The sequence below is a fragment of the Sutcliffiella deserti genome, assembly GCF_020037475.1.
Taxonomy (GTDB): Bacteria; Bacillota; Bacilli; order Bacillales; family Bacillaceae_I; genus Sutcliffiella_A; species Sutcliffiella_A deserti.
This window is the reverse complement of the sequence record NZ_JAIQDB010000013.1, coordinates 1-14,355: the sequence shown is the minus strand read 5'-3', so window position 1 is coordinate 14,355 and position 14,355 is coordinate 1. Positions and strand designations below refer to the sequence as shown.

Sequence of the window (14,355 nt, the reverse complement as noted above, 5' to 3'; positions counted from 1 at the left end):
AGCAGAGGTTGAACAACCCTCTGCAGATAGTTAAATTAGTCAATGATTTTAATTTTTACTCTTTTTCTTCCCCACCGGTAAGCAGTTTCTTTATCAGGAAAGAATACATCAATCTTATTTCCCTTTATCGCACCACCAGTATCTCCAGCAACGGCATATCCATAGCCCTCTACATACACTTTTGTTCCTAAAGGTATGACACTTGGATCGACTGCAATTACTTTCATACCGGGATTTGTTCTTAGGTTAATTCCGGTACTCGTTACACCACTGCATCCGTTACAGAAAGCCGTATAGGCCGTGGACGAAACATAAAATTCCTTGGAGCTAGTTTCCGTACTACGCGAAACAACTTGTGTTGGTTGTGGCGGAGCTTTCGTACCTACCGCAACAATTCGATCTAGTGACTCTTTTAATGTCTCTTCTTTCACTAATTCACGAGACACTTCTTTTCCGTTCTCAAGTATTACTTCATAATGCTTGGCAATCGTTCCTTCTTGCCCTTGTTGAACGAGTTGCTCTTTCCCTTTTTCCAGGTTGCCATCGTTTCTTGTGACAACACCGTATTCTACAGTCTCTTCCACTACATCGGTGACTTTTTCAACTCTAGTAACTTTTACTACAGAATCCATTGCTACCAGTTCTTCTAAGCTTGGCTCCACTCGGTCAAGATCATTTATTGTGATTTCTTGCTGTTCTAAAAAGTCAGCGACCGTAGTCGAAGTAGACCATATTTCTTGTTTTTCTCCACCAACATCCAAGGTGACTTGGAAGGCTTTATTAATCCTTATAACCAAATTATCTTTGATGGTATCATTCAGACTTACATTTACTTTATCGTGAGTTGATAGTTGTATCTCTTCTTGAGTCAGTAACTCTTCTACTGTTTTTGCTGTCGTCCACACCATTTGCTCATCACTATCTATGACCAGCTGTATTTCTTTGGCAGGGTCCCATACTATTTGCATCGAATCGGTTACTTTTGTGCTCTCTGAGGGATGCAAGTGATCCTCTGGGTGAATTGAAATATTTAGGTCTTTAAGTATATCTGCTACGGTTTCAGCATGCGTGTGTAGTAGTACTTCTTCTCCGTCAATATTCACTGTAACAGCTGCTTTTGTGCCATGAAAGACACCAAAGCCAAGTATAGTTGATAAGACTATAAAACTAGTAATCATTATCGCTAGTTTGGTCTTACTCAACGAACCAGAAAACAGTTTTTTCATGTTATGTAACATGCAAAAAAACGCCTCCTTCTCCTCGGATGGAATTATATAGACATGTACGATACTTGTCAACCCTTCTTTTGCTTGCTTGACCGTATTGTCTATTATGCAGAATATTTTTACAAAAGGGAAGTGAAAGATATCGACACGATTATCCTATGTAGAGAAGAAGAAAGCTAGAACTCTTTTGTTTATGGTGCATTTGGACAAGTATCCTCCTAATGCGACAGGCCTTTTTGTCAATTAATGCCGAATAATTTCTTTGCATTTGCCGTTGTTTTTTCTGCTACTTCTTCCACTGACATCTCCCTTAACTCTGCTATCTGCTCTGCAACAAAGCGTACATAACTAGGTTCGTTTCTTTTACCACGGTATGGGTGGGGTGTCAGGTATGGGCAGTCGGTTTCTATTAACAACCTATCCATTGGAATCTCCTTTACCACCTCTTTTGGTTTTTTAGCATTTTTGAATGTAACAGGGCCCCCGAATGATAGATAGAAATTCATCTCCATACATTCCTGCGCTACCTCAATGCTTCCGGTATAACAATGCATGATTCCCCCTACTTCTTTGGCATCTTCTTCTTTTAATATTTCTACCACATCAGCCGTGGCATCCCGGTTATGAATAACAATCGGAAGCTTTACCTTTTTTGCCAAGCGGATCTGCTTTCTGAACACTTCCTTTTGTATCTCTTTTGGTGACTTATCCCAATGATAATCCAGCCCCATCTCTCCAATTGCCACTACTTTATCATGCTGTGCTAGTTGTTCGATCCATTCTAAATCTTCTTCCTTCATATCAATGGCATCCACTGGGTGCCATCCGACAGCTGCGTAGATAAAGTCATACTGCTCCACCAATTCCATCGCACGCTTTATTGTTTTGCGATCAAATCCAACCACCACCATATTCGTTACCTTCTCTTGCTGAGCACGGTCAATCACTTCTTGCAGATCGTCCTCATATTGGTCTGCATTTAAATGCACATGTGTATCAAATAACATAGAAAAACACTCCCGTATATTTTTTAAAAATACTAATAAAAAGGAACCTTCGATGCATATGAAAACAAGAGACGCTACCCGTTGTTACACGTGAAACATCTCTTGGTTTTTAAATATAGTATTCCTTAATAATTTCTACTTTACTTTAGCACCCAAAGGCAGGGAAGCGTCAACAGAGGCAAGAGAAAGCACTCCGTCTTTTTCTCCCGCAAGGATCATGCCTTCTGAAAGCTCCCCACGAAGTTTCACAGGTTTTAAGTTGGTAACACAAATCACACGTTTTCCTACTAATTCTTCTGGTGTGTAGAACTTTGCAATTCCAGAAACCACTTGCCTTTTTTCATACCCTAGATTTAATTGTAGTTTTAATAATTTATCTGCTTTTTTCACAGGTTCACAGTGAGTAACTTCTGCGACACGTAAATCAACTTTCATAAAGTCCTCAAAAGAAATCTCTTCTGTAGTCGGAACTTCTTCTTCCTTTTTTACATCAGTTTTTTCTACTTCCACTGAGGATGCTGCCGGTTGCATGATTGCTTTGATATGCTCGACTTCCTCTTTTACATCCAATCTTGGAAAGATCGGGTCTGCCTTTTGCGTTTTTGTCCCTTCAGAAATACTACCGAAAGTTTGTAGGCTTTCCCAACTAGTCATACTTTCACTTACACCCAACTGCTCAAAGATCTTACCTGGTGTTCTTGTAAGGAAAGGCTTTAATAGGATACCAATATAGCGCAAGGATTCTGCTAAATGACCCATTACGGAAGAAAGTTGCTCTTTTGTATCTTCTGTTTTTGCCAGTACCCATGGAGCTGTTTCGTCAATATATTTATTCGTTCGACTAACAAGTTGCCATATAGAAGAAAGCGCCACAGAAAACTCCATATTTTCCATTGCCTCTTCATATTGTACAACCGTTTCTTGAGCAAGGGTACTTAAGAGGGAATCAAACTCGGTGACATGACCTTTGTAAACAGGGACTTCCCCATCAAAATACTTGTCTATCATTGCTACTGTTCGATTAAGCAAGTTTCCTAAGTCGTTTGCCAAGTCAAAGTTCACCCGCTCCACGAATCCTTCTGGAGTAAATACTCCATCTGAACCGAAAGGAACTTCCCTTAACAGGTAATATCGTAAGGCATCTAGTCCATAGCGATCTATTAATGTCACTGGATCCACTACATTTCCTTTGGATTTAGACATTTTTCCGTCCTTCATTAATAACCAGCCGTGAGCAAACACCTTCTTAGGTAGAGGCAGGTCAAGTGCCATTAACATAATTGGCCAATAAATGGTGTGAAATCGTACAATTTCTTTCCCTACAAGATGAACATCCGCTGGCCAGTATTTTAAATACTTCTTATCATCATCGGTTCCATAACCTAGTGCTGTGATGTAGTTGGAAAGGGCATCAATCCATACATAAATGACATGCTTGGGATCTCCTGGTACCTTTACTCCCCAATCAAAGGAAGTACGAGACACCGCTAGATCCTCGAGTCCTGGTTTGATAAAATTATTAACCATTTCATTTTTTCTAGATTCAGGCTGGATGAATTCAGGATTTTCTTCATAATATTGAAGAAGACGATCCACATATTTGCCCATGCGGAAAAAGTAGGATTGTTCTCTAACCAGTTCCACAGGATGCCCACTGTCCGGACTTTTTCCTCCTACAACTTTTCCATTTTCCATTAGCGGTTCCACTAATTGATGTTCCCTATAATAGGTCTCATCGGGAACAGAATACCATCCTTCATATTCATCAAGATATATATCACCCTGATCTAGAAGCTGCTTGAATATTTTCTCTACAACTTCCTTGTGACGGCTTTCTGTTGTGCGAATGAAATCATCATAAGAAATATCAAGTTTCCCCCAGAGCTCTTTAATTCCAGCAACAATCTCATCCACATACTCTTGAGAAGTTATTCCCTTTTCCTCCGCTTTACGCTGAATTTTTTGACCATGCTCATCGGTCCCTGTTAGATACATTACATCATAGCCTTTGAGGCGTTTGTACCTTGCCATAGCATCGCCGGCAACCGTCGTGTAAGCATGACCTATATGTAAATTTCCACTTGGATAATAAATAGGTGTCGTAATATAAAATGTTTTTTTATTTTCTACCATCAGAACTACCTCCCATTATTCGTACCATATAAAAGTAGAAAGCTCTCGCCCAATGGACGAGAGCAGTGAGCGTCTTCTTCTTATTTATATGTACCAACAATATAACCTAATTTTTATTACTATTATACATGGTTTAGTAAAGGAATGTTAAGTAAAGAGTAAATTTTCCCCCTTATTCCAAACTATTATTTCATGATAACTTAATAACCTCTTTGTCGAAAATTTGTCGAATAAAAAAGTTGTATTTTGTCGAATCATGTTTATAATGAATATAGTATACTCTTACAAAATAAGTAATTATTTGTAATGAGTTAGTAATGGCCTTAAAATGAAAAACCTTATTCTTAAAGGGGTTTTGAACTTTTAACTAACATTTTTTTATAAAAATCCAAATTTTTTCAATCAAAAAAGTTGACGTATTTTGTAAATCTTGTTATGATAAGGGTACGTAAGATTTGTCGAATAATGACGAAATTGATAGATTACTTGAATAATAAAATATAATTTATGGTATGGAGAGGGGTATTTTTCATATGAAATCTACTGGTATTGTACGTAAAGTTGATGAGCTAGGCCGAGTGGTAATTCCAATCGAGCTTCGCAGAACATTAGGTATCGCTGAGAAAGATGCTTTAGAAATTTATGTAGATGAAGAAAAAATCATCTTAAAGAAATACAAGCCAAATATGACTTGTCAAGTAACTGGGGAAGTATCGGACAACAACCTAACACTTGCTGATGGAAAAATCATCTTAAGTCGTGAAGGCGCAGAGAAGATTGTTCAAGAAATTCAAAACAGCTTTACTGCAAAATAATTATACTTTAAATTAGCAAGAGATCACGCTGAGCGTGATCTCTTTTGTTTGTGTTACGTTATGATTGTTCAATATGATAAACTTGATAAACATCCCGTTTTGGTATTTCTCGTTCCTTTGACACTTGTTTAATTGCTTCTTTTGAAGAGTACTGTTTTTCCGTTATATAATGCTCTATATGCTCAAGTAAGGTTAAGGACTGCCACCAAGTGTCCTCCTCTTCCATCCCCCCCATTGAATTTCCCTCTAAGATAAGACAACATTCCCCTTTTACCCCTTGTTCTTCAAACTTAGTGATCACTTCTGAAATTCGTCCACGAGTAAACTCTTCAAATTTTTTCGTAAGCTCTCTACTCACCACAACAGAACGATCGCCTAGCACTTCCTTCATTAAAGAAAGCGTGTCCTTTAACCGGTGGGGCGATTCATAAAGGATAATAGTGTCCTCCATTCGACTTAACTTTTCTAACTCTTTTTTCTTATCCTTTTTTTGACGATTTAAAAATCCGTAAAAATAGAATGGCTGTGACACTAACCCTGATGCAATTAAGGCGGTTAGTGCTGCGTTTGCACCTGGAAGTGGGATAACATATAGCTGCTCTTGTAGAGCTTGTACCACGAGCTCATACCCAGGATCAGAAATGGAAGGCATGCCCGCATCACTTACAAGCGCTATATCCTTACCTTCTTTTAATAACTCGATGATATTCATTCCACTTTGTTGCTTATTATGTTCATGATAGCTAATGACGAAGGTCGGTATTTCAAAATAATTGCAAAGCTTCTTTGTTTGTCTGGTATCCTCAGCAGCGATATAATCTACTTCTTTTAATATCCTTAAAGCACGAAAGGTAATATCCTCTAAATTCCCAATCGGAGTAGGTACAAGGTAAAGCCTTCCTTTGGTATATTTTTCTGAAAAACTATTCTGTTGCCACATATCCACTTTCTCATCCCGCCTTTAACGTTTCTTGAACCACGCACTATTAACTGAGCTTTCATAGCCACTTTTTCAGTATTTATCTTTTGCGGCTTCCTTCTTCTCCAAAGAGCATATTACTTACCTCCGGAGTGTACTCTCCTTGTTCATCATAGACAATTAAAGGTGGCAAGATCTTTAAATCAGGGCTGCCATCTTTAATGCCTTCGATTAGTATTGTATTTGCCGGCTTATCTACTCTTGAATGCACAAACTGTAATCGCTTCGGTTCTAAGCGATATTTCCTCATTAAAGTGACAATGTCCAATAATCTTCCCGGCCGATGGACAAAGGCTACCTTTCCTCCCTGTCTCACCAACTGACTGCTTACCCTTACTACATCCTCTAATGTACAATGTATTTCATGACGAGCAATGGCATAGTGGATGTTAGAATTGATTTTCTCCTCTTTTTCCAAAACTGGGAAATAGGGTGGATTACACGTCACCACATCAAATATGCCGTGACCTAACAGGGCTGGCACCTCCTTAATATCTTTATTTAGCACATTGATTCGATCGTCAAGCTGGTTATAGACAAAGCTTCTTTCTGCCATATTTGCAAGCCGCTCTTGAATTTCCACTCCCGTAATGGTCCCTTTTGTTCTAGTACTAAGCAATAGCGGAATAACACCATTTCCTGTACAAAGATCTATAATTGAGCCTTTTTGAATTGGTACATAAGTAAAACGCGCCAATAAAACGGCATCTAATGAAAAAGAAAAAACAGAGGGGCTCTGGATAATACGTAAACTCTCTGCCAATAAGTAATCTAATCGTTCATCTTCCACAAGCTGTACCATTCTTCATGACCCTTTCTTTCGATAACTTAAGTCCATCTTATTATATCCTAGTATTTTGAATCATTCTCATTTCATCTAGAGCTTTTCTTACACATCGAAAAAGTCGCCACTTTAAAAAAGAGGCGACTTTATTTCTTATTTAGAAAGGACAAGCAAAACAAACAGTCGCCTTCTTTTCTGGGGCTTCCAAAATGGAGATTGCAGATATGAAATCCTTCCTGATAAAGCCTTGCAAGGTTATCATATCCTTCTCCTACATCTGTTTGCTTGTGCAAATCTTTTTGTTCGTTTTGTTTCTTTTTCGTTTTTTTCATCGTTATAGAATCCGTTGATATTTGTTCCAAACGATTTCTCAGATGCCCATTTTCCACCAGAACACTATTGTTCTCTTCAATGATAAGGGCAAGGTGTTCTTTTAATTCTCCAAGCTGCTTATATAAATGGCCGATCTGTTCCTCCATATTACTAACAGAATCAAAAATCTCTTTCTTGTCCAAATTCTCCACCTCTTAATCTGTGGCTTGTGATGAAACGGCTCCCTCTTGTAATTCTTCAAGGGTAAATTCGACCACTCGGTCCTTGCCCGCTAAATCCACTTGCAACACCCGCTCAAGGATATTAATCCCTACAACACGACCAGTCCCACTAGGGGTAGCGATTACCTCATGTAAATCTGGCATTTGCTCTTTTGCTGACTCATACTCGTCATTTTCATATTTCAAGCAACACATAAGTCGTCCACAGAGACCAGAAATCTTCGAGGGATTCAAAGACAAGTTTTGATCCTTTGCCATCTTGATGGATACCGGTTCAAAGTCTCCCAAAAAAGTGGAACAACAAAGCATCCGGCCACAAGGTCCTATTCCACCAAGAAGCTTGGCCTCATCACGTACACCAATTTGACGAAGCTCAATACGTGTACGGAAGATGGAAGCTAGGTCCTTAACAAGCTCCCTAAAGTCCACCCTGCCATCTGCTGTAAAATAAAAGATTATTTTATTTCTATCAAATGTATATTCGACATCAACCAGCTTCATATCTAGTGTATGGTCAATTACTTTGGTAAAGCAAACATCAAATGCTTCCTTGGCCGCTTTTTTATTTTCTTCTACAATAAGGCGATCTTTCTGGTCTGCAATACGAAGTACCTTTTTCAAAGGGAGAACAACATCATTGTCTTCCACTTTTTTTGTACCTATGACAGCTTTACCAAACTCGACTCCTCTAACCGTTTCCACAATAACGTATTCATTATCTATTATATCAAGCCCATTAGGGTCAAAATAGTATATTTTTCCTGCCTTCTTAAATCGAACTCCTACTACTTCATACAATCTAATATCCCTCCTGCAAGTTTAACGATAGTTGTTCCATGAGAAGGTGCGGATTTACATTCGATGCTAACCGAGACTTACTCTGTAATATATAGGATAAATGCTCTGTTACTCGTTGCTGGGTTGTCTGAAGTGCAAACTTCTCAATCTGCTCCCTCGCATCCACAAACACCAGCTCATCCTGTTTATCTAACTGAACATATAACATATCTTTATAAAGAAATAACAATAAATCTAAGCCTATCTCCAATTGTTTTCTTTCTTGAAAATGAGGCATCCATTTTTCCTGGATAAATAACAACGCTTGCTGCTGTCTTCCAAACAGCGCTTCATACAATTTTATCACTAAATTTCTAGCAAGCGCAAACCAATCATCTCGACATAATTCTACTGCTTCCTCTAAACTGTTGGTTAAATAGGATGTTGTCCTTGCTATAGGTAATGAAAAGCCCTCTGCCACAAGCTTATCTACAAGTCTTTCAGAAGTCAAAGCTGAGAAAGACAAAGGTTGACAACGGGAAATAATGGTATTTAACATTTGATTAACGTTCTCTGTTAATAAAAACGCAAAAGTTTCCTGATTGGGTTCCTCGAGAAACTTTAATAAACTATTTGCTGCATTGGCTGTCATTTTATCTGCATGTTCAATAATATATATTTTTCTCTTAGACTCCAGCCCAGTTTTCTTGAACTCTTCTTGTAAGTATTGAATTTGCTGTTTTTTTATGGAGTTTCCATCCGGCTCAAGAATATGCACATCAGGGTGATTACGTGAATCTATTCGTTTACAATTCGAACAGATTTGACAAGGATCCACTCCATTGCGTTCCTTACAAAGGAGACTCTTCGCAAATAGAAGACTTACATCTTTTTTGCCAGTTCCCTTCATACCATCCAATAAATAGGCGTGTGCTATTCGATTACGTTCAAGGCTATTTTTAATAATCCTTGAAACGGTAGGTTGGTACTGTAAATCTGACCAACTTTTTATCACCATCATCACTCACTTACTTACGTATATAGATTAATGAGCAGACCTTTAATTTCCCCGATGCTACTCAAGATATTTATTCTGTTTTTCTCTTGTCCCATTACCTCTTCTGTTAAAGCTACCAAGTTTTTATCTACTTGCTTTACAATTTGTAAATGCCTTGATTGCCCATCACTTGTCCAATGATGAGACTTATTCAGTTTCATTCCAAATTCAACTGCCTCTTCCATAAAGCGCTTAACTAACGTTTTATATTTGGCTAAGTCTTGAAAGGTTCTAGAATTACCAAGTCTATTTCCCACAACCTCAATATCCCTCATTAAGGTCTGCAACTGCTCAGACTGTAACTTAAAGGAGTGCTTTTGCATAATTCCGCCAAAACCTACTCGAGAGGCTGCATCTCCTTTTACTTCCAGTCTGCTTTTATCTATATTCGTTTGAAAATCCGTCGAAATTTTCAAAAGGAAACGTCCCTCTTTCTTAGGCTGTTTTTCGTTGCTGTCGAAATACCAGCCGCTTCAGTAATTAAAATTGGTGAAATTGCTCGACAGGTAATACGAAGACTGTCGCTCCCCCTACCTCTACCTCAACCGGGTATGGAACGTAGGAATCTGCATTTCCACCCATTGGTGATACCGGTGCAACGAGCTGTTGACGGTGTTGACAGTTATCTTTAATTATATCCATCGCTTTTTGCACACGAACATCCTCCGTACCAATCATAAACGTCGTATTTCCAGACTTCAAAAATCCACCTGTACTAGCAAGCTTCGTCGCACGAAAATTGTTTTCCAACAAAGCGTTCATTAACTTAGAACTATCTTTATCCTGAACAACAGCCATAATAAGCTTCATTTTGTTTCCTCCTTTATTTTACCATTAATATGGTTTGACATCATTACTTCATTATTGGTAATTTATTATGCTTCTTAAGAAATATGCGTAAAATCTAATAACCCTGTTTCCCTAAATATTCCACTAGCTCTTTTTTAACAGTATCATATACCGTATTAAAACTCTTTGATGCGTCAATAATCAGCATGCGTTCTTTATATCTATCGATTACTTTGCTGTAGCCTTCTTTTACTTTATAATGAAAATCCAATTTTTCTTGATCTAAACGGTTTATTTCTCGTTTATTATTCGCCGCAATTCGCTGAAGTCCTTCTTCGGGCTCTATATCAAAATAAATTGTTAGAGATGGCATCTGTTTTTCTGTAGCAAACTCATTGATGCTCAATACTTCTTCAATTCCAATTCCGCGAGCAAACCCTTGATAAGCTAATGAGCTGTCAATATAGCGGTCGCATAACACAATTTTATCTTCTTCTACGGCTGGTAACACTCGTTCCACCAAATGCTGGCGCCTTGCAGCAGCATATAATAAGGCTTCCGTTCTGGCATCCATTTCCGTGTTGTCACAATCTAAAATGACACTACGGATCTGTTCGGCAATCTTAATCCCACCCGGTTCACGGGTCAATAAAACGGGATATCCCTCTGCCGCTAAATCATTAGCTATCTTTTGGATAACGGAAGTTTTACCTGCACCCTCAGGGCCTTCAAATGTAATAAACAATCCACTCACAACGATGTTACTCCTTTTCTCTTATATATGTAGTAATATAATTAGTTTTTAATAAGTCATTCCCTTGAAACCTTGCACCAAGCATTCTTAAATAAGAAATATATTCAACTACTTCCTTGGTAATTAATTCTCCCTTAAGCAAAATAGATATCCCAGGTGGATAGGGAATAATGGATTCGGCTGCAACCTCTCCCACAGCTTCTTCTAATCTGCACTTTCTGCACTGATAGTTCTGCTGTTCATCAAGAGGGATTGTCAACTGACTTAGATTCCTCGGAAACGGAATGAAGCTATCTAGCGCCACTTTAACTTCACTCACCTGCTTCTCACATTTGTTTAAAGCCTTTTTAATTCTCTCTATCATATCATGTTTTGAAGACAAAGCCGCTAAAGGGAGAATAAATAATACATTCATCGCGTCTGCAAGCTCTACAAAAACACCTTCTTTTTCTAAAGCTTTTTGCAGTTCAAACCCGCTAAATCCGTTAGTCGACCTTAGAACCAGCTTTAAAGGATCCACTTTTATATAAGGGTTGGCAGGCCTTATTACCTTGATTCCAACTAGCTGATCTATTTCGTCTTTAATCATATCAATGCTTCTTACAATCACCTTTATGTCTTCAGGTCCTATGGAGGCTAGATAAAACCTTGCCAGATCAAGTGATGCCATAATGGGGTAGGAAGGACTGCTTGACTGCAACATCCGTAAATAATAAGCTACTTTCTCTTTTTTTACAATATCTCCCTGAACATGTAAAAAAGAACCCATTGTCATTGCTGGCAGTGTTTTATGCGCGGAATGAACCACCATATCAGCTCCTAAAGCCAAAGCAGATTTAGGAAACGGATCACCTGCTACAAAGTGAGCACCATGTGCTTCATCTACTAATATCGGTAAGTTTTTCTCATGCACCATTCCTATTATTTCCTCCAGATCGATGGAAAGTCCATAATAGTTAGGATTAGTCAGAATTACAGCATCGATATTTGAAATGCTTTCTAACGCCTGTTTAAGCCCTTCAGTTGATATAGATGTTACCACCCCGAGTTCATCATCAAATAAACACGGTAAAAATACAGGCTCTGCTCCGGCCAGCTCCACTGCGTTTAAGATGGACTTATGACAATTTCGCTGCACCAGCACCCTGCTCTTCCTAGTACATGTTGCTAGAATCATAGCCAGATTTCCCACCGTTGAACCATTCACAAGAAAATAAGTGGCTTCTGAACCATATAGCCCTGCTGCAAGCTCCTGTGCATCCTTAATCATTTCTTCCGGATCATGCAAATCATCCAAGCCTGTAATTTCTGTTGCATCTATTTTTAAAATATCCTCAAAATATTCTAGTCCTCGCTCAGGAAAAACCGTTCCAAACTTATGTCCAGGTACATGACCTGTGAGAGGACCACTCTCCCAGTGCTTTCTTAAAGTTGAAAATAGCGGTGTTCTTGTTTGATCCTGCTTCATCATCTATTCACTCTTTTTCCTATATTTAATGTGTAATCCCTACTTCTTATTATAGCGGATAGAGGGGACTACTCCTACCCTTCATCTTTGGACAATATGAAAACGAAAGTACCATCCGCCTCCTTCATCTTTTTCCCAATAAAAAAAAGCCCTTTTAAATAAGGACTTTACTTCATGAAAAGATTTTCGGAATTGTAATCTTCTTGAGCTGTTGTAAGTAAAATTTGTACCTTGGATCAGATGTATCAGTTTGTAGCATCTCTTTCTCACAATCTCTGCAAAGAAATTCAGTATAAACATGAATTCCCTTATCTTTTTTCTCTTCACAAACCATGCACGTTTCCCCATATGTTATTTGAACGGTCGATTTCATGTCTCGCTCCACCTCCATCCACTAGTGTTCCCAAGTTTCCATGTTTTATACCAAATTACCAAAATCACAAGCTACCAAACTCATACAATCAGTGTATGAAGCACCTTCAAGTCTGTGTTTGTCTTGAAATTAACAATTTGGCTGTTTCTGAAGAAAGTCTTATTATAGACTCTTTTGTAAAGGTTGTTGCTATAAGCCCGTAAAGAATCGAGAATTAGATTTTTTAAAATTAAGGCTTTCCTATTGTTTAATGGTGATATTAGCAGAAAAATAGAACTTCCATATAATCGGAAGTTCCATTTAAAATCATTGTCGCTTTTAATTCGCAATATACTTTAGATTAAGCAATTCAGTTGTTTACCACTCAATATATCTTGCTTCACCTGTTCCAAATAATTTATCCGCAATTAGATTACCATCTTTATCAAGCGCTCTTATTGTCCATGTTGCCTCAGAATACTCATCTAGTACAAAGAAGGCATGATTATCAATTATCTCTTTGACATGGTATCTATCGGGATATTTCTCAACTGTTTCCCTATTGAAGTTATAAGGGACTGATGGCGTTAAATCTTCCAGATGGTTACCAACCACAATATACTTTATATTCGGGTTACCAGTTCTAACTCCAACCATAAAACCATCTTCTTCATCACTTCCAAAACCAGCAACTTGGAATGGTTCATTTCCTTCAAGGATGTAGTCAGAAGTGCCACCTGAGTAATAATACAGAAACCCAATACTTCGATTTATTTTCGCCAAGCCAAATGTATGGTTATTTACATCTTCATATAATATTGCTTTCCAGTAAATTGTTTCTATACTTTCTATTGGTTTAGTATCATTAGGTAAAGCACTTGATGCAGTAAAGCGAAAGCCGATTAGTAATAGAGCACCTATGATTATTACCATAATTACTACAATAAATTTCCACGGCTTCCTTTTTGTAATCGTTAAATATAGTATTATTCCAATCAAAGCTATCGCTAAGAAAACCAGCAAATTATACATATAATTCCCCTTTTTAAGCAGTTATATCAATTTATTAGGGAGCCTTCGGAAGCCTCCTAATTAGTTGAATTAGAGACAATTTTTATATCTCGAAACTAGATAACCTAATCGTATCATAGGTCTCCACATTTTGAATTAATTTCCCTTTAATAATCAAGTCATTCATAGTGACTTCATTTCTTTGGTGCTGAATGCTTTCTAATACTTGCAAACAAGTAAGGTAATTGTTAAAATATTTTGTTGCAACCCCATTAAATCGCTGTGTCCATCCTTTAATCCTTCGGTGATAATTGTAATGCTGGCTTTGCACCTTTTATCGGAAAACTTTCTCTTTTCTTCTTATAACTCTCTCTTTTCTTTCAATAACTAACCTTGGGCACCGCACCACACTAAACAAATTCCTGCTGGATTTATTTAACTACCGACCAACTCTCAAATCAAACTCAAATTTTTTCATAGTAGACTCATGTTCTTCAAGTCATCCAAAAGCCCCCGGTCCGTTCTGTCCCTCACTTCTTCGTTCCTTAACCTGCCTAACCCCGGAAACACAAAAAAAGATCAGTGCCTTAATCAGCACTGATCTTTTCACTATTTGCCTGGCAACGTCCTACTCTCACAGGGGGACAGC

At 38.1% G+C, this 14,355-nt stretch carries 15 protein-coding genes and 1 pseudogene; 1 reads left to right on the top strand and 15 read right to left on the bottom strand.

Translation table 11 applies throughout. The features are described from left to right. Nucleotides 1-35 precede the first annotated feature (35 nt). The 3 genes from K9B36_RS15565 to metG all read right to left on the bottom strand — a co-directional run bounded on the left by K9B36_RS15565 (nucleotide 36) and on the right by metG (nucleotide 4,366). The gene (locus K9B36_RS15565; RefSeq protein WP_223703295.1) at nucleotides 36-1,238 is read right to left on the bottom strand and encodes a G5 and 3D domain-containing protein; all 1,203 of its coding nucleotides are present in this window, start codon (nucleotides 1,236-1,238) and stop codon (nucleotides 36-38) included. Nucleotides 1,239-1,465: 227 nt separating this feature from the next. Beyond that, on the bottom strand, nucleotides 1,466-2,233 hold the full coding sequence (locus K9B36_RS15560; protein ID WP_223703294.1) for a TatD family hydrolase: 768 nt from the start codon (nucleotides 2,231-2,233) through the stop codon (nucleotides 1,466-1,468). Between the two features lie 135 nt (nucleotides 2,234-2,368). Beyond that, a complete protein-coding gene (gene metG / locus K9B36_RS15555) occupies nucleotides 2,369-4,366 on the bottom strand; it encodes a methionine--tRNA ligase (protein ID WP_223703293.1) in 1,998 nt (665 codons plus the stop codon). A 533-nt stretch (nucleotides 4,367-4,899) separates the two neighbouring features. Here metG and K9B36_RS15550 point away from each other — a divergent pair. Then, nucleotides 4,900-5,181, top strand: a complete 282-nt coding sequence (locus K9B36_RS15550) for an AbrB/MazE/SpoVT family DNA-binding domain-containing protein (protein WP_223703292.1) — start codon at nucleotides 4,900-4,902, stop codon at nucleotides 5,179-5,181. A gap of 58 nt (nucleotides 5,182-5,239) precedes the next feature. On the opposite strand, the gene rsmI is transcribed toward K9B36_RS15550, so the two are convergent. The 12 genes and pseudogenes from rsmI to K9B36_RS15490 all read right to left on the bottom strand — a co-directional run. Continuing rightward, complete coding sequence (rsmI, locus tag K9B36_RS15545; protein WP_223703355.1) at nucleotides 5,240-6,121, bottom strand: 16S rRNA (cytidine(1402)-2'-O)-methyltransferase; 882 nt, start codon at nucleotides 6,119-6,121, stop codon at nucleotides 5,240-5,242. Between the two features lie 79 nt (nucleotides 6,122-6,200). Next, nucleotides 6,201-6,962, bottom strand: coding sequence for a tRNA1(Val) (adenine(37)-N6)-methyltransferase (locus K9B36_RS15540; protein ID WP_223703291.1), 762 nt, complete (start codon nucleotides 6,960-6,962; stop codon nucleotides 6,201-6,203). Nucleotides 6,963-7,090: 128 nt separating this feature from the next. Further along, nucleotides 7,091-7,459 carry a DNA replication initiation control protein YabA gene (yabA, locus tag K9B36_RS15535; RefSeq protein ID WP_223703289.1) on the bottom strand — a complete coding sequence of 123 codons (369 nt, stop codon included), beginning with the start codon at nucleotides 7,457-7,459 and terminating at the stop codon, nucleotides 7,091-7,093. Between the two features lie 12 nt (nucleotides 7,460-7,471). Beyond that, on the bottom strand, nucleotides 7,472-8,296 hold the full coding sequence (locus tag K9B36_RS15530) for a PSP1 domain-containing protein (protein WP_223703287.1): 825 nt from the start codon (nucleotides 8,294-8,296) through the stop codon (nucleotides 7,472-7,474). Between the two features lies 1 nt (nucleotide 8,297). After that, nucleotides 8,298-9,290: a DNA polymerase III subunit delta' gene (gene holB, locus K9B36_RS15525; RefSeq protein WP_317889885.1), complete on the bottom strand. Its 993-nt coding sequence runs from the start codon at nucleotides 9,288-9,290 to the stop codon at nucleotides 8,298-8,300. 17 nt (nucleotides 9,291-9,307) lie between these two features. Next, entirely contained in the window at nucleotides 9,308-9,748 is a 441-nt protein-coding gene (locus K9B36_RS15520; RefSeq protein WP_223703285.1) for a YaaR family protein, read from the bottom strand. Between the two features lie 64 nt (nucleotides 9,749-9,812). Beyond that, the gene (locus K9B36_RS15515) at nucleotides 9,813-10,142 is read right to left on the bottom strand and encodes a cyclic-di-AMP receptor (RefSeq protein ID WP_223703283.1); all 330 of its coding nucleotides are present in this window, start codon (nucleotides 10,140-10,142) and stop codon (nucleotides 9,813-9,815) included. Nucleotides 10,143-10,236: 94 nt separating this feature from the next. Next, on the bottom strand, nucleotides 10,237-10,875 hold the full coding sequence (gene tmk / locus K9B36_RS15510; protein ID WP_223703281.1) for a dTMP kinase: 639 nt from the start codon (nucleotides 10,873-10,875) through the stop codon (nucleotides 10,237-10,239). Nucleotides 10,876-10,882: 7 nt separating this feature from the next. Continuing rightward, on the bottom strand, nucleotides 10,883-12,346 hold the full coding sequence (locus K9B36_RS15505) for an aminotransferase class I/II-fold pyridoxal phosphate-dependent enzyme (protein ID WP_223703280.1): 1,464 nt from the start codon (nucleotides 12,344-12,346) through the stop codon (nucleotides 10,883-10,885). A 169-nt stretch (nucleotides 12,347-12,515) separates the two neighbouring features. Then, on the bottom strand, nucleotides 12,516-12,716 hold the full coding sequence (locus K9B36_RS15500) for a sigma factor G inhibitor Gin (RefSeq protein ID WP_223703278.1): 201 nt from the start codon (nucleotides 12,714-12,716) through the stop codon (nucleotides 12,516-12,518). A gap of 357 nt (nucleotides 12,717-13,073) precedes the next feature. Beyond that, nucleotides 13,074-13,727: a hypothetical protein gene (locus K9B36_RS15495; protein ID WP_223703277.1), complete on the bottom strand. Its 654-nt coding sequence runs from the start codon at nucleotides 13,725-13,727 to the stop codon at nucleotides 13,074-13,076. An 82-nt stretch (nucleotides 13,728-13,809) separates the two neighbouring features. Beyond that, nucleotides 13,810-14,019 (bottom strand): annotated as a pseudogene (locus tag K9B36_RS15490) (IS1595 family transposase); the annotation flags it as partial. Between the last annotated feature and the right edge of the window lie 336 nt (nucleotides 14,020-14,355).

Bases quoted from the DNA above. Each gene is read 5' to 3' on its own strand.
- K9B36_RS15565 (WP_223703295.1), bottom strand. From the start codon at position 1,238: ATGTTACATAACATGAAAAAACTGTTTTCTGGTTCGTTGAGTAAGACC.
- K9B36_RS15560 (WP_223703294.1), bottom strand. From the start codon at position 2,233: ATGTTATTTGATACACATGTGCATTTAAATGCAGACCAATATGAGGAC.
- metG (WP_223703293.1), bottom strand. From the start codon at position 4,366: ATGGTAGAAAATAAAAAAACATTTTATATTACGACACCTATTTATTAT.
- K9B36_RS15550 (WP_223703292.1), top strand. From the start codon at position 4,900: ATGAAATCTACTGGTATTGTACGTAAAGTTGATGAGCTAGGCCGAGTG.
- rsmI (WP_223703355.1), bottom strand. From the start codon at position 6,121: ATGTGGCAACAGAATAGTTTTTCAGAAAAATATACCAAAGGAAGGCTT.
- K9B36_RS15540 (WP_223703291.1), bottom strand. From the start codon at position 6,962: ATGGTACAGCTTGTGGAAGATGAACGATTAGATTACTTATTGGCAGAG.
- K9B36_RS15515 (WP_223703283.1), bottom strand. From the start codon at position 10,142: ATGAAGCTTATTATGGCTGTTGTTCAGGATAAAGATAGTTCTAAGTTA.
- K9B36_RS15505 (WP_223703280.1), bottom strand. From the start codon at position 12,346: ATGATGAAGCAGGATCAAACAAGAACACCGCTATTTTCAACTTTAAGA.
- K9B36_RS15500 (WP_223703278.1), bottom strand. From the start codon at position 12,716: ATGAAATCGACCGTTCAAATAACATATGGGGAAACGTGCATGGTTTGT.
- K9B36_RS15495 (WP_223703277.1), bottom strand. From the start codon at position 13,727: ATGTATAATTTGCTGGTTTTCTTAGCGATAGCTTTGATTGGAATAATA.